The organism is Microbacterium sp. 22179, from assembly GCF_052045715.1.
GTDB lineage: Bacteria > Actinomycetota > Actinomycetes > Actinomycetales > Microbacteriaceae > Microbacterium > Microbacterium galbinum.
The window spans coordinates 92,015-118,880 of the sequence record NZ_JBQEPJ010000004.1 but is presented as its reverse complement, the minus strand read 5'-3'; the positions used below and the strand labels follow the sequence as shown (position 1 = coordinate 118,880).

The following is a 26,866-nucleotide window of genomic DNA, read 5'->3' as shown; positions in this document are numbered from 1 at the left end:
GCTCTCTGGCTGACGCGGGAAGTTCGTCTGACGCGTGCTCTTCGTGCGACGCGTGCTGTGCGCGTCCCTCGACCCCGCGCGTCTCTCGCCCCCACACCTCATCGACGCCGAGCGCATCACGCGCCTCATCGACGTCACGCGGGGCCGAACCGCCGCGACTCTCGGTCAGTCGCCGACGACGAGCCCTGCGCGGTGCGCCAGGATCACGGCGTGGATGCGGTCGCGAGCACCGAGCTTGGCGAGCACGCGGCCGACGTGCGTTTTGACCGTCGACTCCGTCACGAAAAGGCTGTCGCCGATCTCGGCATTGCTGAGACCCCGGCGAGAGCGAGGAAGACGTCGCGCTCGCGGTCGGTGAGCGACTCGAGAAGAGAGGCAGCCGCATCTCCCCGGTCGGCGGCGACCTCCTCCGGCGTCGCCGAGGCAGGCGAGGCGGGCAAGGCGGGCGGCGCAGCCGAGGCAGGCGGCGCAGCCGAGGCGGGCGAGACAGCCGAGGCGGGTGACACACCCAGTGTCGGGGTCACGTGCTGTAGCAGCATCCGGGTGATCCGCGGCGACAGGGCCGCGTCGCCGCGATGCACCGCGCGCAGCGCCGAGAGCAACTCGTGCCGCTGCACGTCCTTGAGCAGGAATCCGCTCGCCCCCGCGCGGATCGCGCCGAAGGCGTATTCGTCGAGGTCGAAAGTCGTCAGCACGAGAACGCGGGTCTGCGGATGCCGGTGCACGATCTGCTCGGTCGCAGCGATGCCGTCGAGCCCGGGCATCCGGATGTCCATGAGCACGAGGTCGGGCTGCAGCGCCGCGGCCTGGGCGATCGCGAGTTCACCGTCGCCGGCCTCGCCGACGACCTCGATGTCGTTCTCGGCTTCGAGAACCATCCGGAATCCGAGACGGATGAGCTGCTGATCGTCGACCAGCAGCACCCTGATCTTCTCGGTCATGCGTCCTCCTGTGTGAGCGGGAGTTCGGCCCGCAGCATCCATCGTCCTCCGTCGACCGGGCCGTGCGCGATGGTGCCCCGCATGTGAGCGACGCGCTCGTCGAGGCCGCGCAGCCCGAAGCCGGGGGAATCGCCCGGCACCGTCGCCCCGTCGTTCACGATCTCGACGCTCACGGCGTCGGCCCGGTGCTCGACGCGCACGGTGATCGCGGTCGCGCTCGGAGCGTGACGCATCGCGTTCGTCACCCCCTCCTGCACGATCCGCGACAGCGCATGGTCGATGGGTGCGGACAACGTCACGGGTGTTCCCGATGCGGTCAAGCTGATCGGGTACCCCGCGCGCTGAGCCGCCGCCACCGTCTCTTCGGGCGACGGGGCGGTGAGGGGCGCCAGCGGAAGAGGACTCGTGTCGTCGCGGAGCACCCCGAGCATCGCCCGCATCTCGGTGAGAGCCGTGCGGGCGGTCTGGGCCGTCGCGGTCGATGCGACGCGGGCCTGCTCGCGATCGGCCGTCGCCGCCGCCCCCTCCGACAGCGCGACGATCACGGTGAGCGAGTGCGAGACGATGTCGTGCATCTCGCGGGCGATGCGCGCCCGCTCGGCGGCGGCGGCGAGCTGCGCCTGCTGATCGCGCTCGACGAGCAGCTGCCGCGATCGGTCGATGATCGCGTCGAGATAGCGCTTGCGCCCGCCCACGTTGACGCCGATGAGGGTGCCGATCAGACCGAAGATGACCGCACCGATCACGGCGTTCGCGGCGTCGGCGAACCCCAGCCCGCCGGCGAGAACGAAGGCGCCTCCCCACACGACGAGCGCCCCCAGGGCCACCCCGAATCCGATCCACGCCGCGCGGGACGAGCCGTACACGGCGAGCGCGTAGGTGGTGACCAGGATGAGCGGAGTGCCGCCCGGCAGGATGCCGACCACGAACAGCGCTTGCAGCGCGAACGACAGCACGAACGGCACGAGCGGATGCCGACGCCGCCAGAACAGGGCCACGCACGCGGCCAGCACCCCGGCCAGCGCGATGATCGAGAGCACGATGCCCGCGGGGTCCGGGATGCCGGTGCGCACGCTGCTCGCCGGCGTCAGCGTGAGGAACAGGCAGAGCAGCGCGATGACCGCATCGCCCACGACGGGGTGCCGCGCCCAGAAGCGCCGGAACACCCCGGGCGGACGCGGCAGCCGCAGCTCCTCGTCGTCCCGGACCGAGACCCGGGCCGAGGCCCGAGCCGGGGCTCGGTCCGAGGCGCTGCGGCTGCGCGTCGTGATCACTCGCCAGACTCTACGCGTCGCGGGTGCGCAGCACGCCCCACGCGATGAGCAGCGTCGCGACGACCCAGGCGCCGAGCGTCAGGTACGCGACGGGCGTCTCGAGCGGTCCGCCCGAGAGGATGAGGCTCTGCGCCGCAGAGGAGGGCAGGTACATCCCGGCATCCGACACCCACTTCCAGGCCTCGCCGGCGATCGAGAACATGCTCGCCACGATCGGCAGCACGAACAGCAGACCGACGGTCGCCGCGATCGCCCCGGCGCCCGAGCGCAGGATGAACCCGAAGGCGACACCGATCAGCGCGAACACGGCCATCGAGAGCGACGCCGTGAGGATCGGCCCGAACGACAGGTCGAAGTCCGACCAGTCGATGCCCTGGTCGCGACCGGCCACGACGGCCGACACGGCAGCCGCCGTGATGCCGAAGATGATCAGCGACGACACGAAGAGGAACACCGCGAGCACGACCGACTTGGCCGCCAGCACCGAGCCGCGACCCGGGTTGGCGGTGAGCGTCGAACGGATCATGCCCGTCGAGTACTCGCCGGTGACCGAGATGGCACCGAGGATGCCGGCGAGCAACATCGTGAACTGGATCGGCGAGACGACCGCCTGGATCGGCTCGAAGCCGGGCATGTCGACGGCCGAGGCGAAGAGCACCGCGATGCCGATGGTGAGGGCCGCGGCGATCGCGATCGACCACCAGGTGGAGCGCACCGTGGTGAGCTTGATCCACTCGCCGCGCAGCGCGCGCACGAAGGTCAGGCGGTAGCGGGTGTCGACCTGGTGCGGCACGGCGGCGCGGGGCGGGGTGAGGGCCGGGGCGGTCATGCGATCTCCTTCGTCCGGTACTCGACGGCCTCGCCGGTGAGCGCGAGGTACGCGTCCTCCAGCGATCCGGTGGTCGGGGTGAGTTCGTGCAGGGCGACGCCCCGCTCGGCGGCGAGGTCGCCGATGCGCGAGGCGGGCAGGCCCGTGATGTCGAACAGATCGGGTGCGGTGCTCACGATCTCGACGTCGGGCCCCGCCACGAGCTGTGCGAGTGCCGCACCGTGCGGGGTGCGCACGCGCACGCGGTTCGTGGTCCAGGCCCGCACGAGGTCTTCGAGCGGAGCATCCGCCAGCACCTTGCCGCGCCCCATCACGATGACGTGGTCGGCGGTCTGCGCCATCTCGCTCATGAGGTGGCTCGAGAGCAGCACGGTGCGTCCCTCGGATGCCGCGTGCCGCACGAACTGACGCACCCAGCGCACACCCTCGGGGTCGAGACCGTTGACCGGCTCGTCGAGGATGAGCGTGTGCGGGTCGCCGAGCAGCGCCGACGCGATGCCGAGGCGCTGCCCCATGCCGAGCGAGAACTTGCCGGCGCGCTTGCGGGCGACCGATCCGATGCCGGCGAGGTCGATGACCTCATCGACGCGCGACGCGGGGATGCCGTGGGTCGCCGCCATCGCGCGCAGGTGGTTGCGGGCGGTGCGGCCGGTGTGCACGGCCTTAGCGTCGAGCAGCACACCCACCTCGGTGAGCGGAGCCCCGAGCTTGCGGTACTCGCGACCGCCGACGGTCGTGCGGCCCGACGTGGGGCGGTCGAGCCCGACGATCATCCGCATCGTGGTCGACTTGCCCGCACCGTTGGGCCCGAGGAAGCCGGTGACGGCTCCGGGCTTGATCGTGAACGACACGTCATCGACGGCCGTCTTGTCTCCGAACCTCTTCGTGAGGCCTTCTGCTGTGATCATGTGCTCCACGCTACGAGCGGCGGCGACCCCAGCGCATCCGCCGCAGGTACCGTCTTGCGGATGACCGGCGTACGACCTGCGGAGGATGCCCCGAGACGCCGCGCAGATCGCACCGAGACACCACATTCCCCGTGAGACACCACGGCACGCGCGATGTCTCACGCTCGACGTGGTGTCTCGGCGGCCCGCTCCCACCTGGCCTGTCAGGAATCCGTCGTACGTGCAAAGAGAGGGGCGCGAGAGCGCACGACCCGCGCTGTAGCGTCGCTCGCGGAGGGGGGAGACCGTGCAACGACTCGTGTGGGTGATGCTGCTGGTGCTGGGTCTCGCGGCGGTGGCGACCGCCGTGGTGCTGCGGCTGTGGACCCTCCGGCATCCGCTGATCGATGCCGAACCGGTGCCGACCCTGCTCGTCGCCGTCTTCTTCCTCGGCCTCGCGATCGTCGTCGTCGCGACGATCGGCAACGTCGTGCTCACGGCGATCGATCGCCGCGCATGACCCCGAAGAGAAGTGTGTAAGGAATCGACCGTTCGAGCCAAAGAGCGGATGCCGCCGCTCCGCGCCCCCGATCGATACTGAGAGTCGGGGGGCCGGCTCGTGCGCCCCGTCGAGGGGCTGACACGGGGCGCACGAGTGCTTCCTCCCGGTACCGTGAGGGAGCAGGGAAGAGACGGAGCGGGGTGGCGATGCGTCTGCGATCGGACCCTCGCGCGCGCCTGCGGGTCGTGCTCGCCGAGGTCGACGGCCGGATCGCGCGCGAACGCGCTCACGCCAGTCGCACGGGAACGGCGCGAGCGACGAGTGCGAGTGACGCGACGGCCGCACCGGGCGCCCCGGCACCGCGGAGCAAGGCCGTCGCCTTCCGCATCCTGTTCGACGAGCACCTGCCCCGGGTGCGGCGTCACCTCTCGTGCTTCCTCGACGACCGGAGCGAGGTCGAGGAGATCGCCGCCGATGTCTTCGTCGTGGCGTGGAAGAAGCTCCAGCCCGAGAATCCGATGGGGATCACCTGGCTGATCCGCACGGCCGACAACAAGCTGCGCGACGCCGCGCGGCGCGATCGTTCGAAGCGCCGGGCGATCGACGCACTCACTCGTGGCCTGCAGGAGACCTCCGACGCACTGCATCCGCTCGAAGCCCTCGCCCTGCGCGAGGCGATCGTCACCCTGAGCGCGCGCGAACGCCAGGTCGTCGTGCTCACCTACTGGGACGAGCTCAGCGCCGGGGAGGTCGCGCAGGTGCTCCGGTGCAGCGCGGCCGCGGTCTGGACGACGCTCACCCGCGCACGCGCCAAACTGCGCCGGCAGCTCGAGGCGAAGGAGGCGGACGCATGACCCTCACCGACGACCGGCTCGACGAGCTCTTCGCGCTCGCGCACCCCTCGCCCGCCCGCGAGACCGCGCTGCGCGCCCAGGACATCGCCCTGCGGGAGCGGATCATCCGCGGCGACGTCGCCCCGCGGCGAGCGCCGCACCGGCGCGGGATCTGGGCCGCCGGTCTGACCACCGCCGTCGCCGCCTGCGCGATCGTCGCACTGATCGCCGTGAACGTGCTCGCTCCCGACCAGCGGGCGGTCGCCCTCACCCCGCCGCCCCTCATCTATACGGATGCCGAGCCGCTCGACGCGGTGCTCGCCGATGCGCACGCGGCGCTCGCTGACGGCGACGGACCGGTGCAGGCACCGCATGTGGAGCTCGTGACCTGGGGCTGGAGCATCGACATGTCGGAGAAGAACATCGAGGTGATCCCGCAGGACGTCACGATCGACTGGACGCTCGACGAGGGTGGCGTCACGACGATCGTCGCCGGCGAGCCCTACTGGGAGGACGGCGAGCGACCCGCCGGCCTCGGCGAGAGTCCGTACGAGCCGGGGGAGCTGATCGACCGCGTCACGATGACGCCCGAGCAGTTCAACATCCCGCCCGCCACGGCCGCACTCGACGGGTCGAGTCCCGACGAGCTGAAGGCCGCGCTCGCCCCCTATCTGAGCGATGATCCGGCGCCGACGTCGGGAGAACTCGGGGCGGCCATCGTCTCGTTGATGTCGCAGTGGACGCTCACCGACGCGCAGCACGCGACCCTCCTCGACATGCTCGTCGATGCCGGCGGGGTGACCGTGCTCGGCCGCACGACCGATCGACTCGGGCGCGACGTGGTGGGCCTCGAGGTCGCCGAACCGTTCAACCCGCTCTACCGGCTCACCGTGCTCGTCTCGCGCGAGACCGGGCGCATCGTCGGCACCGAGGACGAGCTCACCGAGCCCCTCGACTTCATCCCCGCGGGCGTGACCGGCTACACGCTCTGGGACGAGGGGTAGCGCGCGGAGTGCTCGCAGCCCCTGCGAGGATGTATCCATGAGCATCGATTCGGCGGTGACGGCGCGGCTCGCGCGCGACATCCGCGCCCTCCGCGCCGGAGGCACCCGCGGCATCGAGACCGAGCCGTGGGTGCTGGTGTCGGTCGTCGCGTACCTCCGTGCGATCCCCGAATCCGGCGTCGCTCTCCGTTCGGTTCCCTCCGGCATCCTCGCCCGTGCCGGCGCGCCCCGTGCCGATGTCGACCGGCTGATCGCCGCCTGGGTGCCCGACATCCCCCGCACGTTCCCGGCATCGTCCGACGCCCGCGAGACGCTCCTGCGCAGCCACGCGTCGCTCCTGTTCTCGTCGAACGTCATCCGTCTGATCGAGACGGATGACGACGAGCTCACCGCCGTCGTCGACCCCGCGTTCCGGAGCGAGGTCGGCGACATCAACGACCTCTCTCTGCCGGATCACGTCCTGGCGGACCTGTCTCCTGCCGCACACTCCGCCGACACCTACCTCGCCGCGACGATCGCCCCGTCGACCGATCCGTCACCGCACATCGCGTTCGCGGCATTCGCCTGGCCGACGTAGATCACGGCGGCACTGCATGCGCTGTTCACGGGTCCGGCATCCGACAGCCTGATCGGGGCCGTGCTCGGCATGTGCCGCGCCCTCGAACTCCGCGGGATGGAGGAGCGCGCCGTGACGGTGATCCGCGGGCTCGACCTCACGACCGACAACCCCTACGCGACCGTGCAGGCCGCGGAGTATCTGCTCTGGGCGGGCTCTCACGTCGACGAGGCCGCCGATGCCGTCCGGCGGTGCGCGGCCGCGACGCGCATCAGCGGATTCCGCGGCAACCCGCAGCGCGACGCTTACGCGCGGCTGGCACTGACCTATCGCGGCGGTTTCACTGCCGACGAGGCCCTGTCATTCCTGCACGACGCCCAGCACGACAGCGGTGCGAACCGGAACGGCGTCGCGAAGATGCTCGCGTGGATCGGCCGCTCGTGGGCGCTGCGCGAGCTGAGGCCCGCCGTCGACGACGACAGGGACCCGCTGCAGATCGTCCGGGCCGCGGAGCGCTCCCTGCGTGGCGACCGCCGCCCGAGCGACTCCCCCCGGCCGCACGACGACGAGGAGTGGACGTCACGGCAGTGGGAAGCGAACGATGACCGCCTGCTCGACGCCGGCATCGAGCACGACCGCCCCGTGCTCGAGCGGATCACCGACCTCAGCGATCCGCGGGCGTGACCGGCTACACGCTCTGGGACGAGGGGTAGCGCGCGCCGGAAGGCGCGCCGTTAGCCTGGTGGGGTTATGAGCGATACGCGAGCGATCGACGAGGCCCCTCTCTACTCCGCCGAATTCCTGATGACGGCGCTGCCCGACTTCCTCGAAGAGGTCTGGCGTCGGGACTCACGGCGGCCCGACGACCTTCTCGCCGCCGTCTCCGCGGTGGGCCTGACCGTCGACGACGACGCCCGCATCGCCGCGGTACGGCCGGCTGCACCCTTCCGGTTCCGGCTGGCGGAGGCGGGAGAGGCGACGCTCGAACGCAAGCTGAGAGCTGCCGTCACGAAGCGCCTGGGCAAGGCATCGGGCGACGACCGCGCCTGGAACATCGGCCGCTTCCGTGCCGGACTGATCGCCTCGGCGACGCGCGTGGAGGTACGCCTGTTCGCCGTGTACGCGGTGACCGAGATGCGTGCGGCGGCGGTCGAATGGCTCGAGGGAACGGATGCCGAGGACTGGGCGATCCGCCACCGCTTCATCGATGGCCGCTCGCCGTCGGAGCAGGCGGCCGACGCCTCGCGTGAGCACTTCGTGCCCCGCTCGTACCTCGACCTCGACGACGAGGAGAGCCCGCGTGTCACGCTTCTCCTCCCGGCCACCACGCGTGCGCCCGGCTCCCGTGCGGCCGATGATGCGGGTCGTCTCGCCGACATCGAGAGCTACGTCACGGAGGCGCTCGGCCCCGCCACGGAAGAGGGGCGATGGGCGCGGGGCACCCGCGAGTTCACCCTTCGACCCGGCGCCCCGACGAGTCGACGCCCCTACGTCAATGCGGCGTTCGCCACAGTCGCCACGGCGGGCCCGGTCGCCACGGCGAGCCCGGCGGCGGCGGCGAGCGACGCACCCCCGGCGACCGCGCCGGAGTCCGCCCGACCGAAGGCGCCGGAGTACTCCCCCGACCACCTGCTGACCGCGATCCCTGCTCTGATCGACGACCTCTGGCGACGGGAATCGCGCGACGCCGACGCGATCCTCGCGGCTTTCGAGGCGAACGGCCTGGCCGCCGACGACGTACGACCGGAGCTCTCGTCGCTGCATCCGTACGTCCATCTCGTCTTCACCGCCGAGCCGGATGCCGGCTTCGAGCGGCGTCTGCGCGCCTCGATCACGAAGCGGGTCGGCAAGCCGTCCGGCACCGACAAGCACTGGAATCTCGGGCACCTCACCGCCGCGGTCACCGCCACGAACCGCAGTCTCGGCCTGCGCCTGTCGCCGGAGTACTCGGCGATCGAGCTGCGCGACGCCGCGGCCGACTGGCTCCAGGGCGCGGAGGCCACCGCCTGGGCAGCCCGCCACCGCTACCTCGACGATCGCTCCCCGCTCGACAGGGCCGCCGATTCACCACCGCGCTTCTTCCCCTCGGCGGTGCACGTGTACCTCGACGCGTCGCCCGGCCCGCGCGCAACGTTCTTCATGGCGCCGGGCACGCGCGCGCCGGGCACCCGGCCGGACGATGACGACGCGCGCTTGGCGTCGGTGGAGCAGTACCTGACGGAGGCACTGGGGCCGGCCGAGGGTCCGGGGCGCTGGGTGCGCGAGAACCGTGTCTTCACGATCCGCCGCATGCGCAGCCGCACCCGATCGATCGAGTTCAGAACGCTCTGAGCGGCGGGTGTCCGACCCGACGGATCAGCGGTCCGAGGGTGTGATCCGCCGCGTCAGCGCCGGCGGCAGCGGGTAGGCACGCTCCGGGGGTAGCAGGCGCCGCGCGCGATCGGCCTGACCGCTCTGCACGAGCGTGGCGATCTTGCGGACGGTCGGCGTGAGGTCGTCGATCCCGAGCGTCCACTCGTCGGCGAGCGTGCGGATGAGCCCGCGACCCACGCCGACCTGGATGCTGTAGTGATTGAGTGCCGCACCGCGGATCGAGCGCTCGGGGTCCCACTGCACGTGAACGGCCGCGTCGGCGACGGCATCCGGATGCGAGGTCGTCAGCACCGATCGCGAGAGGGCGGTCTCCCACCCCTCCCTGCTGAGGCGCACCGCCAGGATGCGTTGCTGGCCCGGCTTGCGCGCCCAGTTGCTGCGGTGCATGAGCCAGAGGAACGACGGCTTGATCCACGTCATCCGCGTGAACGAGAAGGGGGCGACGAAGCGGCCGTTCGCGAGCGCCGCATCGGCGATCGCGTCGGAGTACGCCTGGTACATCACGATGCTGTCGGTGTCGTGATCGGCGCGGATGCCGTACATGCGCGGCGACTGAGCCATCGGCCCTGCTCCCCTCCACGGCACGCCGAATGCGTGCGCCCCAGGAAGGAAGACGAGTGAGTGCCCGAAATGTGACGCGGATGCCGTGCCCGACGACGCGAAGAGCCTGGGTCCCTGAGCCTGTCGCAGGAACCCGCACAACTGGGTCCCTGAGCCTGTCGAAGGGATCCGCACAACTGGGTCCCTGAGCCCGTCGAAGGGATCCGCACAACTGGGGCCCTGAGCCCGTCGAAGGGTGCCGCCCGAGACACCCGTCTCCTCACCGATCGGCGAAGACCTCGATGCGGTCGCCGCGCATGATCAGTTCGAGGCCGGTGCCGTCGCCGAAGCGGTCGCGCAGCGCCTGGGGCTGAGCGGACGTGACCTCGATCCGGATCACCGGCGGGAACGACCCGGCGTCACACCCCCACGCCGCGATCTGGAAGCCTCCGGAGTCTCCGAGGAGCTCCTCCGTGTCGATCGCGACGATGCACATCGCGTCCGATTCGTCGAACGACAGCCACTCCACGCCGCGGGCGATCGTCAGACCGGCGAACTCCTCGAACAGCGCCGCGTCGGGCCCCTTCTCGCCGAACGACTCGGGCCACGAGGCATCCGGGTCGACCGAGATCTCGGCCACCAAGCGCGGGTCGGCCGACCGCACGGCCACCGCGATGGCCGCGGATCCGAACGCGGCGAGCGCGATGCACGCCGCGCCCAGCCACAGCCAGGGTGCCGACGGCCGCGGCGTTAAGAGGGTGCGCAGGAGGGAGGGCGACGGATGCTCGGGCTCCGCGTTCTCGGCGTCGATCGCCGGCGGCTCACCGGTGCGAGGGAGTTCGCCGTTGCGGCCGAACTCATCGGGCCCAGCATCCGTCACAGCCTCCTCGACCGGCGGCGCGGGGGCGACCGAAACGACGGGAACCTCACGAACCGGCGCCGTCACGACCAGCGCCGCCGGCGCCGCCTGCGCCTCGAGCGCGCGCAGCCGGGCGATCGCTGCGGGGTCGCCGTCGATGTCGGCATCCCGCCCGTAGGCCCGCGCGCGCAGGGCTCGCAGCTCGTCGTCGATCATGCGTCGGCCCGTCCTCCGAGCACGACGACCGAGTCCGCGCGCGATCGGGCGGCGCGCAGGGCCACCGCCCCCAGCACGCCGGTCGCGACGATCCGGGTGAGCAGGAGGACGTTGGCGACGAGCACGATCGCGTTCATGTCGGTCACCGCGCCCGAGAGCAGGAAGAACTCCATGAGCGAGGCGAGCACGACCGCGGCGAGCACGACCGCCGGGGCGTATCGCCACGGGTCGGGCAGGGTGCTGCGAGTGAAGCCCGCGACGACCACGCCGCTCAGCGCGATCTTGACGATCGCGTCGATGAACACGGGCGCCGAGGAGGACACCCCGAACACGGCGAGCAGCAGGGGCGGCCCGGCGACGATCCAGACGGCCAGAAGACCCAGGGCGACGATCGCGCTCCTGCGCAAACCGACCGACGGATGCCGCACCCCGGCGATCGCCGCGGCGATCAACGCGAGGCCGAACCCCGCCGACGTCGCCACGCTCAGTGCACTGAGCACGCCCCCGTCGAGCGTGCCGGGCAGACTGCGATACGCGGCGAGCAGGGCCGTCAGCAGGAACAGCGCTCCCGAGGCCACCCACCAGCGCGACCAGCGCACCGGTGCACTCTCGACGGCGATCGGCGGGGTCTCCGGTCGGCTCATCGCCCATCACCGTCCTTGGTCATGTGTGCTCGCAGCTCTCTCCCGAGCGTACCGATGCGCCCGGCCTGCGGCTCCCCTCAGAACCCTGCGGCGCCCCTCAGAACCCCTCGGCCTCGCGGGGCGTGTAGGCGCTTTCGAGCGCGTCGATCTCGGCGGGTTCGAGACGGATGCCGACGGCCGCGACCGCGTCGTCGATGTGGGCCGCGCGGGTGGCACCGACGATGGGCGCGGTGACCGCCGACTGCTGCGCGACCCAGGCGAGGGCGATCTGCGCGCGGGAGACGCCCCGATCGGATGCCACGCGGGCGACGGCCTCGACGATCGCCCGGTTGGACTCCTCTTCGCGGTGGTAGAGCGTCGCGCCGAAGGCATCCTTCCCCGTGCGATTCGTCGTCTCGTCCCAGTCGCGGGTCAGGCGTCCCCGCGCGAGCGGCGACCACGGCAGCACTCCGACGCCGGAGTCGAGGCAGAACGGATGCATCTCCCGTTCCTCTTCACGCTGCAGCAGGTTGTACTGGTCCTGCATCGAGACGAACGGGGTCCACCCGTTCTGCACGGCGACGTGCTGCGCCTTCGCGAACTGCCACGCCCACATCGACGAGGCGCCGATGTACCGCGCCTTGCCCGAGCGCACGACGTCGTGCAGCGCCTCCATCGTCTCCTCGATCGGCACCTCGGGGTCCCACCGGTGGATCTGGTACAGGTCGACGTAGTCGGTGCCGAGGCGCCGCAGGCTCGCGTCGATGCCCGAGAGGATGTGCCCGCGGCTGAGGCCGGCCTGGTTCGCGCCGGGTCCCATGCGCCCATGCACCTTGGTGGCGAGCACGATCTCGTCGCGGCGGGCGAAGTCGGCGAGCGCACGGCCGACGAACTCCTCGCTCGTGCCGTCGGAGTAGACGTCGGCGGTGTCGAACGTCGTGATCCCCGCTTCGAGGGCCTGCCGGATGAGGGGTCGGCTCGACTCCTCATCGAGCGACCAGCCGTGCGCGCCACGATCCGGGGCGCCGAAGCTCATGCATCCGAGCACGACGGGCGAGATGCGCAGCCCCGATCGTCCGAGTCGTACGTGGTCACCGGGCTCGATCATGAGTTCTTCCTTCTCGTGGGTGTTCGACGGATGCCGGACGGCGACTACTCGATCTGCCCGATCGGCTCGCGCTTCTCGGCCTGGAACTGGTCCTCGGCGCGACCGCGCGCCCAGTACGCCGAGATCGAGAGCGACTCGCGGGGCACCTCGCGCTGCTTCAGCAGGGCGCGCACCTCCTTGATCGTGCCGCGCTCCCCGTGGGCGAAGACCCCGGGGGTGCCGTCGGCCCAGGGCAGGTCGGCGAGGGCGGTGAGCAGTTCCTCATCGGTGTCGGTCCAGCGCACGTTCACGCCGGAGGGCGCCGCGGGCAGCACCCGGTCCGACGGGTCGGCGACGGTCAGGAGCACGTGGCCGACGGCATCCGCATCCATCGCTTCGATCGCCGAGGAGATCGCCGGCAGCGCCGTGTGGTCGCCGACGAGAAGATGCCAGGGCGTCGACGGCTCGGGTCGATACCCGCCCCCGGCACCGCTCACGACGAGGGTGTCGCCCGGCTGCGCCTGGCGGGCCCACGGTCCCGCGACGCCCTCGTCACCGTGCACGACGAAGTCGATCACGATCAGGCGCGCCTCGGGGTCGGCCGAACGGACCGTGTAGGTGCGCCGCGTCGGGAGCTTCTCGGGGCTCTCCTCGCGCAGCCGCGCCAGATCGTACGGTGGCACGAGGCCGTGACGGGGGTCGGCGAAGAGGATCTTCACGTACTTGTCGGTGTAGACGTTGTCGGTGAAGTCCGCGTAGCCGTCGCCGCCGGCCGTGATGCGGATCAGATCGGGACTGACCTGCTCGACCTCCTGCACGGTGAGGACTGCTTGTGCGGGTGGCTTACGAGGCTGGTCGGTCATCTGCATCTCCCGAAGTATCGAACGTTCCCTCCAGTCTGCCCGGGATGCGAGGGGTGAGGGCGCCCTGACATGATGAGCGGGTGATCTTCCGGCCCCGACGCGGTGTGATGACGGGCGCGGTCCTCCTGGCCGCAGCCGTCGCGCTGAGCGCATGCGCGGCCACGCCCTCGCCCGCAGCCCCGTCGGATGCCCCGGCCGCCGAGACACCGATCACGGCCTCACCTCTCCCGAGCGCAACGCCGTCCGGCGACCTCGGCCCGGTCGAGAGCTTCCTCGCCTGGCTCGAAGCCTCGCGCGCCCCCGACGCCGAAGCGGCGTGCGCCGGCCTTTCCCCCGAACTCGCGGCGCGCATGATCGCCGAGCTCAACGGCAGCGGCGCGTTCACGGTGAGCACCTGCGCCGAGATGATCACCGCCACCGCCGACCTGTATCGCGCGACCGCGCAGAGCAGCGAGGTCGATGTGACGATCCAGGAGCAGACCGAGAACGACGCCACCCTCTTCGTGACCTACCTCGCCTCCGGCGATTGCGGCACGGTCGTCATGACGCGCGAGGCGACCGGTTGGATCATCACCGAGAGATCCGAGGAGTGTGCCGTCTGATCGGTTCGCGCTGATCCGTTCGCGCTGATCCGTTCGCGGCTCACAGCATCGCGGTGAGCACGCCTCCGTCGGCGCGGAGGGCGGCACCGTTCGTCGCCGAGGCGACGGGGCTCGCGAGGTACGTGACGAGGCTCGCGATCTCGGTCGGGTCGAGGAAGCGCTCGAGCAGCGTCGTGGCGTTCTGGCCGATGATCGCCTGCTTCATGGCGTCGGCGGGCAGCGACTGCGCTTCGGCCACCGCCGCCACGGTCGCGGCCACCCCGTCGGAGTACGTGGGTCCGCCGAGCACCGTGTTCACGGTGACCTCGGTGCCGCGGGTGAGCTTGGCGAGGCCGTTGGTGAGGGCGATCATCGCCGCCTTGGTCACGCCGTAGTGCACCATGTCGGCGGGAACGTTCACGCCGGACTCGCTGCTGATCGAGACGATGCGCCCCCACCCGCGCTCGAGCATGCCGCCGAGCACCTGCCGCGACAGGCGCACGGCGCTCATGAGGTTCACGTCGAGGTAGCGCGACCACTCGTCGTCGGAGGTTGCCGAGAAGTCGGCCAAGCCGAACAGTCCGACGTTGTTGACGAGGATGTCGACGTCGCCGAGGTCGGCGAGAAGGCGCGCGACCTCGTCGGGCTTCGCGAAGTCGGCGACGAGACCGTTCGGGTGGGATTCCGGATGCTCCGCCCCGAGCCGCGCGACGGCGCTGTCGAGGCGCTCGGCGTCGCGACCGTTGAGCGTCACCTGCACGCCCTCCGCGGCGAGCGCTGCGGCGATGGCGTAGCCGATCCCCTGGGTCGAGCCGCTGACGAATGCCTTCTTGCCTGCGAGTCGCAGATCCATGTTCGATGCCCTTTCACTTGCTTGAGCAAGTCACGGTACAGGCTTTCACTTGCTCAAGCAAGTCAACTCGGGATAGCCTGGGGCCATGCCGAACACGAACGTTGACCAGGGGCTGAGCTCCGACGAGCTCGCGATCTGGGCCTCGCTCGCCACCCTGCTCGAGCGCCTGCCCACCGCCCTCGACGCGCAGCTGCAGCGCGACAGCGGGCTCACCCACTTCGAGCACGGCATCCTCTTCGCGCTGCACAGCGCCCCCGAGCGCACCCTACGTCTCAGCGTGCTCGCCGCCTACGCGAGCTGCACCCTGTCGCGCCTGTCGCGCGCGGTCTCCCGACTCGAGACGAAGGGGTGGGTGCGTCGCGAGATCGACCCGAGCGACGGACGCTTCACGCTCGGCATCCTCACCGACGCCGGCGCGCAGGTGGTCGCCGAGTCGACCCCGGCCCACCACGCGCTCATCCGCAGCCTCGTGTTCGACACCCTCACGGATGCCCAGGCGCGGCAGCTGGGGGTCATCAGTCGGAAGGTGGCGGAGGCCGCGGGGCCGGGCGGTGTGTGGAGTCCGGGAGCCGACACCTGAGCGAGGAGGTGAAACGGGCGGGGCGCTCCCCAGAACGCCCCGCCCTCCCGCAGACGGATCGGTCGCTCCCCCCGGAGCGCGTCGATACCTCTGCGCGGAGCACCGCACCCTCCGATCCCGATTCAGAAGCCTTGGCACCGCCCACAAGACCCCGTGAGAGGCGGATCGTGACGCGAAACCGTTCGCGCGATCTTGACGTTCATTCACTCGCGCTTTCCGCGTCACGATTGGCCCCGCCCGGTGTCTAGGAGGTGTGGGGTTACGCAAGTCCCCACCGGCATTCCCATCCCATGCCGACGCCTCGCTCTCCTCCCCGAAGCGGGGCGTGCGGGGGAGGAGCGTCCCCATCGCTCCTCCCCCTCCTCGAGGAGGTCTCCATGGTCGCAACTCCGGTGTTCGTGCACATCGAAGACGCACTCGTCACCGTCGCCGCGACCGGTGCCGCCCTCGCCGTGCTCTGCGCAGCCGCCGGCGCCATCGCGCTCGGCCTCCGGGCCACCGGTATCGGGGGAACGCTCGCCATCTCGTGGCTGGCGGGTGTTCTGCTCAGCGTCGTGTCGATCGCGGTGCAGACCTGGTGGCCGCTGGCAGTGGCGGTCGGTGGTGCTGCCATCGCCGTCGCCCTCGGCGCGGTCGCTCACCTCGCACGCACCTTCGTGCTGCGACCGCGGTACCGCCGGACGGGCGTGATTACTGGGCCGTGACAGTGATGGCCGTCCACGGACCGATGTCGCCGGTCGCCGGGTTCGCGAACCGCACGCGGATCGTCTGGGCTCCGACGGGTACTGCGACCCGCTCGTTCCAGGCGCCGTTGCTCGGGGTGCGCAGCGTCTGCACCGCGGTGACGCCCACGATCTCGCGCTGCAGTACGGTTCCGGCGGGCGCCGTGAAGGCGAAGGTGAAGCTCGATGCCGAGACGACCGCTCCGTCGAGAGGGGCGGCGAGCGCGGGTGGCGGCGTCGTCGTGTACGCCATCGCCGCGCTCGAGGGTGACGTGCGCCCCGCGAGGATCTGACGCGCGCGCACGGAGTGCTCACCGCTCTGCCCCTCGGTGATGACGGCGCGCCAGGTGCCGTCGGCGCGAGCGGCGCCCGTTCCCACGACAGCTCCGCCACCGTCGACGAGCTGGATCGACGCCCCGGGGGCTGCGCCGGCCCCGCTCACGCGCGGATACATCCGAGCGTCGGCCTGGGTGAGTGTCGCCGTCGGCGCCGCCAGCGGGGTCTCGGCGGATGGCTGGTCGCCTCCACCGGTCGACGGCTCGGCACTTCCGCCGGGCACGCCGGGGCCGCCAGCCGGCGGCACGGCCGAGCGGGTCGGATCATCGGATGCCGGGGGCGCAACGGCATCCGTATCGGCATCGGTATCGGCATCCGGCGTCGCGACGGGTGTGGGCGTCGGAGTCGCCGTCCCGGTGGGCCGCGGCGTGGGACTCGCCAGCGGCGAGCTCCCGGCCGGAACGGGCTCACCCGCGATCGGCGGTGTCGCGGGGTTGCCGAGGACCAGCGCGACCCCTCCGCCGACCACGAGCAGCAGGAGGAGCAGCAGGGCGGCGGGGAGAAGACCCTTTCGTCGACGCTCGGACTCCTCCTCGACCACCGGCTCCACCCCCATCGCGACGAGTGCCTGCGGCACCGCCGGCGCCCCGAGTTGCGCGGCGTAGCCGGCCGCTCCGGCGACCCCGGCCACGACGGGCAGAAGCACCAGGGTCAGCTGGAACGCATGACGCGCTTCGACGAGCGCGGCCGGGCAGCTCGTGCAGGTCGCCAGATGCGCGTCGACCGCGGCCGTGGCGCGCGCGGAGAGTCCCCCGCGCGCGTAGGCGCCGAGATCGCCGATGACGGGAGCGCAGTCCGGCGTGGTCGCCTTCGCCAGGTGCGCCGAGACCCACGCGTCCTTGAGGCCGCGCTTGGCCCGGATCAGCAGCGCCGAGACGGCGTTGGGCTGGATGCCCAGGTAGCGCGCGATGACGCCGGGCTTGTACCCGTCGACCTCGCTGAACCACAGCACCTCCTGCCACCGCGCGGGCAGGGCTTCGAAGGCCGTGAGCATGACGCTGCTCTCGAAACTCTCGACCGCGCGCACCTCGCCGTTGAGGGTGTCGGAGCCGTGCCGATCGAAGTCGGTGTCGACGAGGGTGGGTTCGCGCACGTACTGCGAGCGGCCCAGATTGCGCACGGCCATCGTGATGTACGGGCGGAACGCCCCCGTCGGGCCCCCTCCGGCACGGATCGCACCGAGCACCTTGGCGAAGGCCTCGGAGACGAGATCGTCGGCATCGAGCGAGGCGAACGATCGCGCGACACCGTACGCGGGGCCGGCATGACGCTGCCACAGCACGGCGTACGCCCCCGACTCACCGCCGCGCACGCGCGCGATGAGCTCCTGGTCGGACTCCTCGTGAAGCGGGAGGGGGGAATCGTTCATGAGATCTCGCGGGGTCGAACGTTCATACGGGGAGGATGACGTTCGCCCGGCTCGGAGGGACCGAGCCGGGCGAGTGCCGCTGGTTCCCGACGGCCGCAGTGGGCCGCCGGGAACCGTGCATCAGATGTCGGCCGTCGTGCCGACCGTATCGCGGCGACGTCGCACCGTGAGCCACAGCCCGAGTGCGAGGAAGGTCGCACCGGCGATGCCCCCGGCCCACCACATCTCCCCACCGGTGATGGCGAGCGGCGGAACGATCCGCGTGAGCGTCACGCAGTCCGGGTCCTCCGACCCGACCGAGCAGTTCGCTCCGCTGCCGTCCGGGGTGACGACCACGTTGCGGATCTCGCCGACCTTCGTCACCGTCACCGAGTAGGTGATGGCCCGCACGTCACCGACGTCCAGGTCACCCGCCCAGCTCAGAACCGGCTCCGAGTACACCGCTCCGCCGGTCGCGTCGCCGTTGTACGTCGCCACCTGCAGTGCCGAGGTGAGGTCATCGGTGAAGGATGCCGGCCGCTCAGCGGTATACGGCACCTGGCCGGTGTTGCTCACCGTGATCGTGAACGTGACGCGGTCGCCGATCGTCGCCTGCTCGGTCGACACCGTCTTGATCACGCGGTAGCTCGCGATCGGGGTGTCGGTCTCGCAGTCGCCGGCCTCCGTGCAGGAACCGCCGGGGCCGGTGGGCAGCACGGTGTTCACCAGTCGGCGATCGCCCGTGCCCGGCTGGTTGACCGTGACCGAGTAGGTGACCGTCACCGTCTCGCCGATGGGCACTGCGCCGCTCCAGTCCAGGGTGTTCCCGGTGACCGTCGCGCCGTTCGAGGCGTCGCCGTTGTAGGTGGCGTCGTCGAGCACGCCCGACAGGTCGTCGGTGAACGTCGCGGGGACGGCGTCCGTGTAGTCGACCTGACCGATGTTCGTCACCGTCACCGAGTAGGTGACGACGCCGCCGAGCACCGTGTCCGCGGCATCCGACGTCTTGTTCACCGTGTACGCCGCGATGGGTGTGTCGATGATGCAGGCCCCCTCGACGCACTCGCCACCGGGCGAGGTCGGCGCCACGACGTTGCGCAGGGTGAAGTCACCCTCCACCGGGTCGTCGACGGTGACCGAGTACGTCACCTGGAGCGACTCGCCCACGGCGAGCGCACCCGACCACGTCAGCGTCGTTCCGCTGACCGCGCCGCCCGGCGACACGTCGCCGTTGTAGGCGGCGTCGTCGAGCACGCGCGACAGGTCGTCGGAGAAGGATGCCGGATCCTCATCGGTGTACGCGACCTCGCCGGTGTTGGTCACCGTCACCGTGTAGGTGACGACGTCTCCGGGCAGGGCGGTCGTCGGGTCGGCGGTCTTCTCGACCGTGTACGAGCCGCTGGGCACGTTCGCGACACAGGCGGGATCGGTCGATCCGGGCTCGCAGTTGCCGCCGACGCCCGGGGGCGTCACGACGGTGTTCTCGAGACGGTCGTCGCCCGTGGCCGGGTCGTTGACGGTCACCGAGTACGTCACCGTCACGGTGTCGCCGATGGCGAGCGGTCCCGACCAGCTCAGCACTGGTGCGGCGTAGGCCGCTCCCGCGCCCGTCGAGCTCGTGGCGTCGCCGTTGTAAGCCGCGTCGTCGAGCACGCCCGAGAGGTCGTCGGTGAAGGATGCCGGTGCGGCATCCGTGTAGTCGACCTGACCGGTGTTGGTGATCGCGATCGTGTACTCGACCACGCCGCCGGGGAGCACCTCGGTCGACTCGGTGCTCTTCACCACGCGCAGCGCGCTGATCGGGGTCTCGGTCTCGCAGACCTCGGCGCACGACCCGCCGGGACCGGTCGGGGTCACCGCGTTCCGCAGCACGAAGTCGCCGGTGACCGGGCTGTCGACCGTCACCGAGTAGGTGACCGTCACCGACTCGCCGGCCGGCAGGGCACCCGACCAGGTGAGCGTCGGTCCGGTGACCGAACCGCCCGCCGAGACGTCGTCGTTGTAGACGGCGTCGTCGAGCACCCCCGAGAGGTCATCGGTGAAGGTCGCAGGCCGTGCGTCGGTGTAGTCGACCTCACTGGTGTTGGTCACCGTCACCGTGTAGGTGATGGTGCCGCCGGGCAGCACGCTCTCGGCGCTCGCCTCCTTCGCGACCGTGTACGAGCCGACGGGGGTGCTGGTCGCGCACTCGCCGTCCGCCGTGCAGGTGCCGCCGGGAGCGGTCGGGATGACCGTGTTGAGCAGGTCCTTGTCTCCCGTGATCGGGTCGTTGACGGTGACGGAGTACGTCACCTCGACGGTCTGGTCGACCGCGAGCGCGCCCGACCAGGTCAGGGTGTTGCCTGTCACCGCGCCGCCGGTCGACACGTCGCCGTTGTAGGTCGCGTCGTCGAGCACGGCGGTCAGGTCATCGGTGAAGGATGCGGGAGCATCCGCGGTGTAGTCGGCGGTGCCGGTGTTGGTCACCGTCACCGTGTAGGTCACGACGTCGCCGGGGAGGGCGGTCGCGACATCTGCGGCCTTCGCCACGGTGAACGAGGCGATCGGCGTCTCGACGATGCACTCGGCCTCGGGGTCGCACTCGCCGCCGGGCACGGTCGGCACCACGGTGTTCGTGAGCACCTGGTCGCCCGTGACGGGGTCGTTGACGGTCACCGAGTAGGTGATCGTGACGGTGGCTCCCACGGCGAGCGGACCCGCCCACGTGAGCGTGTTGCCGGTCACGGAGCCGCCCGCGGTCACGTCGCCGTTGTACACGGCGTCATCGAGCACCTCGGTGAGGTCGTCGGTGAAGGCGACAGGGTCGGCGTCGGTGAAGTCGACCGTTCCCGTGTTGGCGACGGTCACCGTGTAGGTGACGACGCTGCCCGGGTTCGCCACCGCGGTATCCGCCGTCTTCGAGACCGTGTAGCCCTGGATCGGGGTGGACGTGCACTGCCCGTCGGCCGGGTCGCACTCCGCCGGCGGCGTCGTTCCGGGCGGCACCAGGAAGTTGTTCGCGGTGCTGTCACCGCGCTCGGACTGGGCCTTCACGGTCACCGTGTAGGTGATCGTCGCGGTCGCGCCGACGGCGAGGTCGCCGCGGATCGCGAGGATGCCGTCGGTCGGCCCGTCGAGGGTCACCGAGGAGGTGTCGGATGCCGGGGCGGTGGTGAGATCGGCGTCGTCGAGAACATCCGTGAGGTCGTCGTCGCGGACGACGTCGACCACGGCCGCACCGGTGTTGCGCACGGTGATCGTGTAGGTCAGCTCGGTGCCCTCGACGACGGGCGTCTCGGATGCCGCGACCGCCTTCGTGTACGCGACACCGGTGATCGGAGTCGTCGTGCAGTTCGGGAAGTCGGCGTCGGTCGGGACGCACTCGGGATCGGTCGGGGGCTCCTCGCCCGGAGCGAGCAGGAAGTTCGACGCGATGCTGTCGCCGCGCTCGTCATCCGGCAGCACGGTCACCGTATACGTGACGGTGTACCGCTCGCCCGCCGGGACCGTGCCCGTGATCGAGATCTCGGCACCGTTACGCACCACGGTGAGGCCGTCGGCCGAGGTCGGCTCGGTGGTCACCTCCGCGTCATCGAGCACGTGCGTGAGGTCATCGACGGCATCGACCGTCGCACCCGCCTCACCGTCGTTGTCGAAGAACAGCGTGTACGTGATCGTCGACCCGGCCACGACCGGGTTCGACGACGGAGCAGCCGTCTTCCACTGCTGCAACGCCGCACCGGGGATCCGCACCACGTCACACGGCAGGAAGCCCGGCGCGACATCCGACTCGGGAACGCAGGCGCGGTTGCGCAGCACGTTATCGCCGTCACCGGTATAGGTCACGGTGTAGGTGATGGTGGCGGATGCTCCGGCCGCGAGCGGACCGGTCCACGACAGGGTGTCACCCGCCCGCGTCACCGTACCGACATCGGAGGCCAGCGACGCATCATCGAACGTGGCATCGTCGAGCACCTCCGACAGGTCATCCGTCACCGTCGCCGGTGCCGTCACCGAGTAGTCACCCGGGCCCTCGTTCGTCACAACGACCGTGTAGGTCACCTGGTCGCCCACGGCGGGGAGCTCGGTGCGGTCGGCGGACTTGTCGATCGACAGGCGCGGCAGATCGGTCACCGTCGAGGCGCAGTCGCCGACCGCGAAAACTCCGCCGCCACCACCCCCTCCGGCCGAAGTCCCCTGATCCAGGCACGCGACGTTCTCGACGTGACCGTTCCCTCCGCTGACGAGGGTCACGGAGTACGTGAAGGTCGCCGTCTCGCCGGCCTTGAGGGCGCCGCTCCAGGTCAGCTGCGTACCGCTGAGCACGGGCGCGGCTCCTGTCGTGCCGTTCGAGAAGACGACCGTCGCGTCGTCGTTGTAGGTGGCGTCGTCGAGCACGTCGGAGAGGTCGTCGGTCAAGACCGCGGGGAACACGTCGGTGTAGTCCTGCGTCCCGGTGTTCGTCACATCGACGGTGTACTCGATCACGTCACCGGGACGCGAGTCCGCGGTGCCGGTCGACCTCTTGGCGATCTCGAGGTCGGGCTGCGAGTAGAACTCGACGCTCGCGCAGTTCGGAAGGTCGAGACCGACGACGGCCGTGATGTTCGCAGCGCAGTTCGTGTAGGTCTTGGGCGACGGCTCATCGGGCAGCGGCGTACTCGACGTCACGTCGACGGTGACGGTGCACGAGACCTGCCCCGCGGTCAGGGTGCCGTTCGCGATCGAGATCGATGTCGCACCGGCTGCTGCGGTGGTCGTTGCGGCGCAGTTTCCGCCCACGTTCGGAGTGTTCGCGACGACGAGGCCGCTCGGGAGGGAATCGGTGAACGACCAACCCGCCTTCGCGGCGAGCTCCGAGGTGTTCGTCACCGTGAACGTCAACGTCGACACTCCGCCCACGGGCACGCTCGTCGGCGAGAACGACTTGTCGAGCTGCGGGGTTCCGTCGAGGATGCGGATGTTGTCGAAGGCCGCGTCATTGCCGGCGCCCGAACCATTCGCGTTGCGCAGGGAGACGCCGAGGGTCGAGCCGGAGAAGAGGATCGAGCCGTTCGACGAGGAGGTCTTCGCGACGGCCGGAATGGTTCCGGTCCCGCCTCCTGCCGCCGGCACATTGATGACGGTTCCGTCCTGACATGCGTTGATCGTTCCACCGACGGGCAGCTCGGATCCGTCGGATCGGATCAGACTGAACTGGTGCTGCGGCGCCGAGGCGAAGCAGTTGACGGCGGCGGAGTCCACGCTGAACGTGACGTAACGCCCGTTCGCGCTCGGCAGTGAGAGCGACGAGTTCGTCCGGAACTGCACCAGGTTCGCGCCCGGGTTCGCCCCGTGCGTGTAGGCCGCCACCGAGTGGTTGAGCGCCGGATTGGCCGCACCGTTCAGGCTGCCGAGCGCCCACGACAACTCGCGCAAGCGCAGGTAAGCGATATCGCGGCTGAACTGATCGGCATCGACGAAGTTGGTCGGTTCGCAGTTGTTGATCGCCGGGCCGAATTGGTCGGAGTTAGGGGAGGTGTATCGAAGAACAGCTCCGTTACAGTTCTGCAGCCACGCCTGGTTCGCCGAATAGGTCATGCCTGATGCACCCACGTAATTGGTGAGAAGCACAGGAGTACCCGCGACGTTGTTCTCGAAGTTCTCCTCGTAGAGAACGCCGGGATCGGACGGAACCCCCGGCTGTCCGGCGACGAGCGGCATGAAGGATCCACCTCCGGGTGCCGCGGACGCACTTGCGGTGGGCTGAAGCAGACCACCGAAGACGAGCATTCCGGCGATGAGGGCGACCACCGTGGTCGCTCCTCCCCATCGCATCTTCCGAGTACCGAGCATGAGGTTCCTCCCCGTTTACGCGCGTAGAACGCGCTTCCCGCCCAGCCAGACACGACATCCCCCGGAACGTGACGCGAAACATCGGAATATCTTTCGCACGATGCGTGTGGGGGACACCAGCAGGGCGTAGCGGACGCGAACCTCCCGAATCGCGGCCACCACCTCCAACCTACGGATGCCGCGCCACGCGGGCCTGTCCCCGTCGAGGACACTTACCGGCGGCATCCGAACGTCCCGGGGTGAGCACGCGCTTCCCGACCGAACGAAACTGGGCCTTTCAGTACCAGGATGAATCCGGGCGCGCGAGATAACGTTCAGGAGTGCATCCGCCCTCTCCGGCACTCATCGATTTCATCGGTGGCCATCACGACATCACGATCGCCGTGGACCGACGCACGACCATCCTCGCGGCGAGCCCGGCGGCGACAGCCGCGTGGCCCTCTTTTCACGCCGGGCAGAATATCGCTCGCACGGTCTTCCTCGACCCCGAGCTCGACGGCATCGTCGAAGATCTTCCCGACGCGATCGCGCAGACCGTGTCGCTCCTTCGCGAAGGACTCGCGGCCGGGGATCCCGACGCAACCGATATCACTTTCCTCGGTGAGCTCATGAGTCGCAGCTCCGTCTTCGCACGGCTCTGGGCGGCCCCCGAACCGCTGCGGGAGACGGGTACGCTCCAGACGGTCGAGGCCGACTCCTCGTGGACGCACTACCGCTACGTACTGTCCGCCTGGGCGACCGAACCCGGGGTCCGCATCCTCACGTGGAAGCCGACGCCCCCGTAAAAGAGCTCGCCTCCGTCGGAGTGCTCGTGCGGCGCGCGCGTTCGTCACCGATCGTCTGCAGGTAGGCCATCGCCGCCCGCCCCGCCGCGTCGTCGGCGCCGGCGATCGTCACGATGGCGTGATCGCCCGTCGGCAGGAACATCATCTGGCATTCGAGCGGGACCGTGCCGAGCGCGTCCACGACGACCGAGGCGGGGAACCGTCCGGGTTGACGCACGTCGTGACGGGCCCACAACGCCGAGAACGCCGGGCTCGACACCGACAGCGCGCCGACGATCTCCTGGAGACGCGCATCATGGGGATTGCTGATGAAGCGCAGCACCGGAAGCAGGTGCGCGATCACGCGATCCCGCCGCTTCGCCGGTCGCCCCGCGCTCCGGGAGAGCTCGAGGAGCACGTTCCGGCCCTCTCCGACGAGGCCGGGGAACAGCGCCGAAGCGACCGAGTTCATGCTCACGACATCGAGATTCATGTCGAGGAGGAGCACCCCCACGTTCCGTGAGTGACGCACGAAACTCATCGTCGCCGTGTCCGGTGCCGCTACCGGACCGCGCTTCGAGACGTCCTCGAGGTGTCGGGCGAGGCGCCGCAGGTAGGCGACGGCATCCGCATCGAGGCGCAGGGCCTCGGCGAGCGAGGAGAGCACCTGGTGGGAGGGCTGCCGCGCGCGCCCCTGCTCGAGGCGCAGGTAGTACTCCGCGCTGATCCCCGCGAGGCGAGCGACCTCCTCGCGGCGGAGGCCGGTCACGCGCCGCGACGGATCCCGGGCGAGACCCACATCCTCCGGTTGCACGACCGCACGACGGGCCCTCAGGTACTCACCGAAACGTGATCGATTCTGAAGCATCGCCCGCCTCCCCGTGACTGCGCCTCTCCCCCGATGCTAGGGCGTCACGTCGTCCGCACGCGAAAGGCCCGGTTCCACAGAGGAACCGGGCCTTTCAACTCGCTGTGCGCGAGGGGGGACTCGAACCCCCACGCCCGCAAGGACACTGGCACCTGAAGCCAGCGCGTCTACCATTCCGCCACTCGCGCGAGTGTCTCGTTCCGAAGAACTCAACCTCGTAAGGCTATCACGCGTCGCGACCCCACGAGAAACTCCCCCCGTACCCCAGAAAACCCCGGAAATCCGCGACTCCGAGCCCGTCGCGGGGCGGATCTTCAGCACACCTGGCTACGATGTCCCTACCAGTTGGCATGCCAGAGGAGCCCAGTGGGACTACTTGACAGCTTTGAGAAGGGTCTCGAGCGCGCCGTGAACGGCGCGTTCGCGAAGACCTTCCGCAGCGGCATCCAGCCGGTGGAGATCGCTTCGGCGCTGCGGCGCGAGGCCGATACGAAGGCGGCGGTCGTCAGCCGCGACCGCATCATCGCGCCCAACAACTACGTCGTGCGCCTCAGCGCCGACGACGCCGAGCGGATGCGCGGACTCGGCGGCGCTCTGACCGACGAGCTGCACGCCCTGCTCACGAAGCACTCGAAGTCGCAGGGCTACAGCTTCGGCGGCCCGCTCTCGATCGTGCTCGAACCCGACGAGAAGGTGTCGACGGGTACGGTGCGCGTCAGCTCCGGAACGGTCGAGGGCCGTGTGAGCTGGGAGGCCGTGGTCGACGTCGACGGTCGCCGGCACCGCATCACCCGCGCGCGCACCGTCATCGGACGCGGCACGGATGCCGACATCACCATCGCGGATGCCGGATCGAGCCGTAAGCACGCCGAGATCCTCTGGGACGGCGAGCGCGCCATGATGCGCGACCTCGGCTCCACCAACGGCACCAAGGTGAACGGGCAGAAGCTGCGCGAAGCGGCCCTCCCCTCCGACACCACGATCACGATCGGTCGCACCGATCTCGTCTTCCGCGTGGTGCCGCAGACGGTACCGGCGCGTGTCAGCGACGCCACCCGTGCGTTCGGAGGCATCCATGAGTGAACTGGTCCTCCTGCTCCTGCGCATCGGTTTCCTGGTGCTGCTGTGGTTCTTCGTGTTCGGCGTGGTCTACTCGCTGCGCGCCGATCTCTTCGGCGTGAAGGTGCGCAAGCTCCCCGCCGAGGCCGCTGCGGGTGCCCCGGCATCCGGCTCCGCGGCTCCGGCCGCCCCCGTCGCGAAGCCGGCCTCGGCGAAGCCCGCCTCCGCCAAGCCCTCCACGGGTCCGGCGACCGTTGCGACCGCCCAGCGCCTCGTCATCACCTCGGGTCCGAAGGCGGGGCTCGAACTCCCCCTCGGCAACGACACCCTCACGATCGGCCGCTCGAGCGAGTCCGCGCTCGTGATCCGTGACGACTACACGTCCAGTCACCACGCCCGCCTGATCCTCCGCGGCGACGCGTGGGCGGTGCAGGACCTCGACTCCACCAACGGCACGTTCGTCGCGGGCCAGCGCGTCGGCAACTCCCCCGTCTCGCTGTCGCTCGGCACCCCCATCAAGGTGGGCGCCACGACCTTCGAGCTGCGAGCCTGAC

General features: G+C 70.3%; 24 protein-coding genes, 1 tRNA gene and 1 pseudogene. 12 read left to right on the top strand and 14 right to left on the bottom strand.

Annotation, left to right across the window (positions count from 1 at the left end; all coding sequences use genetic code 11):
* Positions 1–165 precede the first annotated feature (165 nt).
* The 4 genes and pseudogenes from ACTJKK_RS10450 to ACTJKK_RS10435 all read right to left on the bottom strand — a co-directional run bounded on the left by ACTJKK_RS10450 (position 166) and on the right by ACTJKK_RS10435 (position 3,952).
* Positions 166–941: pseudogene (locus ACTJKK_RS10450) on the bottom strand (response regulator).
* Positions 938–2,215 carry a histidine kinase gene (locus tag ACTJKK_RS10445; protein WP_440747929.1) on the bottom strand — a complete coding sequence of 426 codons (1,278 nt, stop codon included), beginning with the start codon at positions 2,213–2,215 and terminating at the stop codon, positions 938–940. The pseudogene ACTJKK_RS10450 and the gene ACTJKK_RS10445 overlap by 4 nt, the downstream one beginning before the upstream one ends.
* A 10-nt stretch (positions 2,216–2,225) precedes the next feature.
* Entirely contained in the window at positions 2,226–3,044 is an 819-nt protein-coding gene (locus ACTJKK_RS10440) for an ABC transporter permease (protein WP_440747928.1), read from the bottom strand.
* Positions 3,041–3,952: an ABC transporter ATP-binding protein gene (locus tag ACTJKK_RS10435; RefSeq protein WP_247633376.1), complete on the bottom strand. Its 912-nt coding sequence runs from the start codon at positions 3,950–3,952 to the stop codon at positions 3,041–3,043. The genes ACTJKK_RS10440 and ACTJKK_RS10435 overlap by 4 nt, the downstream gene beginning before the upstream one ends.
* A 286-nt stretch (positions 3,953–4,238) precedes the next feature.
* On the opposite strand from ACTJKK_RS10435, the gene ACTJKK_RS10430 reads away from it, so the two are divergent.
* From ACTJKK_RS10430 to ACTJKK_RS10405, 6 genes are all read left to right on the top strand, one after another.
* The gene (locus tag ACTJKK_RS10430) at positions 4,239–4,451 is read left to right on the top strand and encodes a hypothetical protein (RefSeq protein WP_247624006.1); all 213 of its coding nucleotides are present in this window, start codon (positions 4,239–4,241) and stop codon (positions 4,449–4,451) included.
* 188 nt (positions 4,452–4,639) lie between these two features.
* The gene (locus tag ACTJKK_RS10425) at positions 4,640–5,287 is read left to right on the top strand and encodes an RNA polymerase sigma factor (RefSeq protein WP_440747927.1); all 648 of its coding nucleotides are present in this window, start codon (positions 4,640–4,642) and stop codon (positions 5,285–5,287) included.
* Positions 5,284–6,270 carry a hypothetical protein gene (locus ACTJKK_RS10420; protein WP_440747926.1) on the top strand — a complete coding sequence of 329 codons (987 nt, stop codon included), beginning with the start codon at positions 5,284–5,286 and terminating at the stop codon, positions 6,268–6,270. Before ACTJKK_RS10425 ends, ACTJKK_RS10420 begins: the two co-directional genes overlap by 4 nt.
* A 37-nt stretch (positions 6,271–6,307) precedes the next feature.
* A complete protein-coding gene (locus ACTJKK_RS10415; protein ID WP_440747925.1) occupies positions 6,308–6,847 on the top strand; it encodes a hypothetical protein in 540 nt (179 codons plus the stop codon).
* A gap of 111 nt (positions 6,848–6,958) precedes the next feature.
* Positions 6,959–7,510: a hypothetical protein gene (locus ACTJKK_RS10410; RefSeq protein WP_440747924.1), complete on the top strand. Its 552-nt coding sequence runs from the start codon at positions 6,959–6,961 to the stop codon at positions 7,508–7,510.
* A 66-nt stretch (positions 7,511–7,576) separates the two neighbouring features.
* Entirely contained in the window at positions 7,577–9,157 is a 1,581-nt protein-coding gene (locus ACTJKK_RS10405) for a hypothetical protein (protein ID WP_440747923.1), read from the top strand.
* Positions 9,158–9,181: 24 nt separating this feature from the next.
* Here the strand turns inward: ACTJKK_RS10405 and ACTJKK_RS10400 are convergent, their stop codons facing one another.
* The 5 genes from ACTJKK_RS10400 to ACTJKK_RS10380 all read right to left on the bottom strand — a co-directional run bounded on the left by ACTJKK_RS10400 (position 9,182) and on the right by ACTJKK_RS10380 (position 13,387).
* Positions 9,182–9,760 carry a DUF4291 domain-containing protein gene (locus tag ACTJKK_RS10400; RefSeq protein ID WP_440747922.1) on the bottom strand — a complete coding sequence of 193 codons (579 nt, stop codon included), beginning with the start codon at positions 9,758–9,760 and terminating at the stop codon, positions 9,182–9,184.
* A gap of 259 nt (positions 9,761–10,019) precedes the next feature.
* Complete coding sequence (locus tag ACTJKK_RS10395; protein WP_440747921.1) at positions 10,020–10,814, bottom strand: hypothetical protein; 795 nt, start codon at positions 10,812–10,814, stop codon at positions 10,020–10,022.
* Complete coding sequence (locus ACTJKK_RS10390) at positions 10,811–11,458, bottom strand: hypothetical protein (RefSeq protein WP_440747920.1); 648 nt, start codon at positions 11,456–11,458, stop codon at positions 10,811–10,813. Before ACTJKK_RS10390 ends, ACTJKK_RS10395 begins: the two co-directional genes overlap by 4 nt.
* 97 nt (positions 11,459–11,555) lie before the next feature.
* Complete coding sequence (locus tag ACTJKK_RS10385) at positions 11,556–12,545, bottom strand: aldo/keto reductase (protein WP_247633383.1); 990 nt, start codon at positions 12,543–12,545, stop codon at positions 11,556–11,558.
* Positions 12,546–12,589: 44 nt separating this feature from the next.
* Positions 12,590–13,387, bottom strand: coding sequence for a siderophore-interacting protein (locus tag ACTJKK_RS10380; protein WP_440747919.1), 798 nt, complete (start codon positions 13,385–13,387; stop codon positions 12,590–12,592).
* Between the two features lie 107 nt (positions 13,388–13,494).
* On the opposite strand from ACTJKK_RS10380, the gene ACTJKK_RS10375 reads away from it, so the two are divergent.
* Positions 13,495–13,989, top strand: a complete 495-nt coding sequence (locus ACTJKK_RS10375; RefSeq protein WP_440747918.1) for a hypothetical protein — start codon at positions 13,495–13,497, stop codon at positions 13,987–13,989.
* Between the two features lie 40 nt (positions 13,990–14,029).
* Here ACTJKK_RS10375 and ACTJKK_RS10370 read toward each other — a convergent pair whose 3' ends face one another.
* The gene (locus ACTJKK_RS10370; protein ID WP_247957286.1) at positions 14,030–14,821 is read right to left on the bottom strand and encodes an SDR family NAD(P)-dependent oxidoreductase; all 792 of its coding nucleotides are present in this window, start codon (positions 14,819–14,821) and stop codon (positions 14,030–14,032) included.
* An 85-nt stretch (positions 14,822–14,906) separates the two neighbouring features.
* Between ACTJKK_RS10370 and ACTJKK_RS10365 the strand changes: the two genes are divergently transcribed.
* Positions 14,907–15,401, top strand: a complete 495-nt coding sequence (locus ACTJKK_RS10365) for a MarR family winged helix-turn-helix transcriptional regulator (RefSeq protein ID WP_440747917.1) — start codon at positions 14,907–14,909, stop codon at positions 15,399–15,401.
* A 377-nt stretch (positions 15,402–15,778) separates the two neighbouring features.
* A complete protein-coding gene (locus ACTJKK_RS10360; RefSeq protein ID WP_404596953.1) occupies positions 15,779–16,105 on the top strand; it encodes a hypothetical protein in 327 nt (108 codons plus the stop codon).
* On the opposite strand, the gene ACTJKK_RS10355 is transcribed toward ACTJKK_RS10360, so the two are convergent.
* Positions 16,092–17,828: a sigma-70 family RNA polymerase sigma factor gene (locus tag ACTJKK_RS10355; RefSeq protein WP_440747916.1), complete on the bottom strand. Its 1,737-nt coding sequence runs from the start codon at positions 17,826–17,828 to the stop codon at positions 16,092–16,094. The two genes, ACTJKK_RS10360 and ACTJKK_RS10355, sit on opposite strands and share 14 nt — an antisense overlap.
* Positions 17,829–17,948: 120 nt before the next feature.
* Positions 17,949–23,621 carry an LPXTG cell wall anchor domain-containing protein gene (locus ACTJKK_RS10350; RefSeq protein ID WP_440747915.1) on the bottom strand — a complete coding sequence of 1,891 codons (5,673 nt, stop codon included), beginning with the start codon at positions 23,619–23,621 and terminating at the stop codon, positions 17,949–17,951.
* 320 nt (positions 23,622–23,941) lie between these two features.
* Between ACTJKK_RS10350 and ACTJKK_RS10345 the strand changes: the two genes are divergently transcribed.
* Positions 23,942–24,406, top strand: coding sequence for an MmyB family transcriptional regulator (locus ACTJKK_RS10345; protein ID WP_440747914.1), 465 nt, complete (start codon positions 23,942–23,944; stop codon positions 24,404–24,406).
* On the opposite strand, the gene ACTJKK_RS10340 is transcribed toward ACTJKK_RS10345, so the two are convergent.
* Together ACTJKK_RS10340 and ACTJKK_RS10335 are read right to left on the bottom strand one after the other, a co-directional pair.
* Positions 24,381–25,253: an MmyB family transcriptional regulator gene (locus ACTJKK_RS10340; protein WP_440747913.1), complete on the bottom strand. Its 873-nt coding sequence runs from the start codon at positions 25,251–25,253 to the stop codon at positions 24,381–24,383. The genes ACTJKK_RS10345 and ACTJKK_RS10340 overlap by 26 nt on opposite strands.
* 105 nt (positions 25,254–25,358) lie before the next feature.
* Positions 25,359–25,441, bottom strand: a tRNA-Leu gene (locus tag ACTJKK_RS10335).
* Between the two features lie 178 nt (positions 25,442–25,619).
* On the opposite strand from ACTJKK_RS10335, the gene ACTJKK_RS10330 reads away from it, so the two are divergent.
* Both ACTJKK_RS10330 and ACTJKK_RS10325 read left to right on the top strand, forming a co-directional pair.
* Positions 25,620–26,336, top strand: coding sequence for an FhaA domain-containing protein (locus tag ACTJKK_RS10330; RefSeq protein ID WP_247624019.1), 717 nt, complete (start codon positions 25,620–25,622; stop codon positions 26,334–26,336).
* A complete protein-coding gene (locus tag ACTJKK_RS10325) occupies positions 26,329–26,865 on the top strand; it encodes an FHA domain-containing protein FhaB/FipA (protein ID WP_247624020.1) in 537 nt (178 codons plus the stop codon). The genes ACTJKK_RS10330 and ACTJKK_RS10325 overlap by 8 nt, the downstream gene beginning before the upstream one ends.
* Position 26,866: the final 1 nt, after the last annotated feature.

Coding starts and splice junctions, on each gene's coding strand:
- ACTJKK_RS10440 (WP_440747928.1), bottom strand. CDS start 3,044: ATGACCGCCCCGGCCCTCACCCCGCCCCGCGCCGCCGTGCCGCACCAG.
- ACTJKK_RS10435 (WP_247633376.1), bottom strand. CDS start 3,952: ATGATCACAGCAGAAGGCCTCACGAAGAGGTTCGGAGACAAGACGGCC.
- ACTJKK_RS10425 (WP_440747927.1), top strand. CDS start 4,640: ATGCGTCTGCGATCGGACCCTCGCGCGCGCCTGCGGGTCGTGCTCGCC.
- ACTJKK_RS10420 (WP_440747926.1), top strand. CDS start 5,284: ATGACCCTCACCGACGACCGGCTCGACGAGCTCTTCGCGCTCGCGCAC.
- ACTJKK_RS10415 (WP_440747925.1), top strand. CDS start 6,308: ATGAGCATCGATTCGGCGGTGACGGCGCGGCTCGCGCGCGACATCCGC.
- ACTJKK_RS10405 (WP_440747923.1), top strand. CDS start 7,577: ATGAGCGATACGCGAGCGATCGACGAGGCCCCTCTCTACTCCGCCGAA.
- ACTJKK_RS10400 (WP_440747922.1), bottom strand. CDS start 9,760: ATGGCTCAGTCGCCGCGCATGTACGGCATCCGCGCCGATCACGACACC.
- ACTJKK_RS10395 (WP_440747921.1), bottom strand. CDS start 10,814: ATGATCGACGACGAGCTGCGAGCCCTGCGCGCGCGGGCCTACGGGCGG.
- ACTJKK_RS10390 (WP_440747920.1), bottom strand. CDS start 11,458: ATGAGCCGACCGGAGACCCCGCCGATCGCCGTCGAGAGTGCACCGGTG.
- ACTJKK_RS10385 (WP_247633383.1), bottom strand. CDS start 12,545: ATGATCGAGCCCGGTGACCACGTACGACTCGGACGATCGGGGCTGCGC.
- ACTJKK_RS10380 (WP_440747919.1), bottom strand. CDS start 13,387: ATGACCGACCAGCCTCGTAAGCCACCCGCACAAGCAGTCCTCACCGTG.
- ACTJKK_RS10375 (WP_440747918.1), top strand. CDS start 13,495: ATGACGGGCGCGGTCCTCCTGGCCGCAGCCGTCGCGCTGAGCGCATGC.
- ACTJKK_RS10370 (WP_247957286.1), bottom strand. CDS start 14,821: ATGGATCTGCGACTCGCAGGCAAGAAGGCATTCGTCAGCGGCTCGACC.
- ACTJKK_RS10365 (WP_440747917.1), top strand. CDS start 14,907: ATGCCGAACACGAACGTTGACCAGGGGCTGAGCTCCGACGAGCTCGCG.
- ACTJKK_RS10360 (WP_404596953.1), top strand. CDS start 15,779: ATGGTCGCAACTCCGGTGTTCGTGCACATCGAAGACGCACTCGTCACC.
- ACTJKK_RS10355 (WP_440747916.1), bottom strand. CDS start 17,828: ATGAACGATTCCCCCCTCCCGCTTCACGAGGAGTCCGACCAGGAGCTC.
- ACTJKK_RS10350 (WP_440747915.1), bottom strand. CDS start 23,621: ATGCTCGGTACTCGGAAGATGCGATGGGGAGGAGCGACCACGGTGGTC.
- ACTJKK_RS10340 (WP_440747913.1), bottom strand. CDS start 25,253: ATGCTTCAGAATCGATCACGTTTCGGTGAGTACCTGAGGGCCCGTCGT.
- ACTJKK_RS10325 (WP_247624020.1), top strand. CDS start 26,329: ATGAGTGAACTGGTCCTCCTGCTCCTGCGCATCGGTTTCCTGGTGCTG.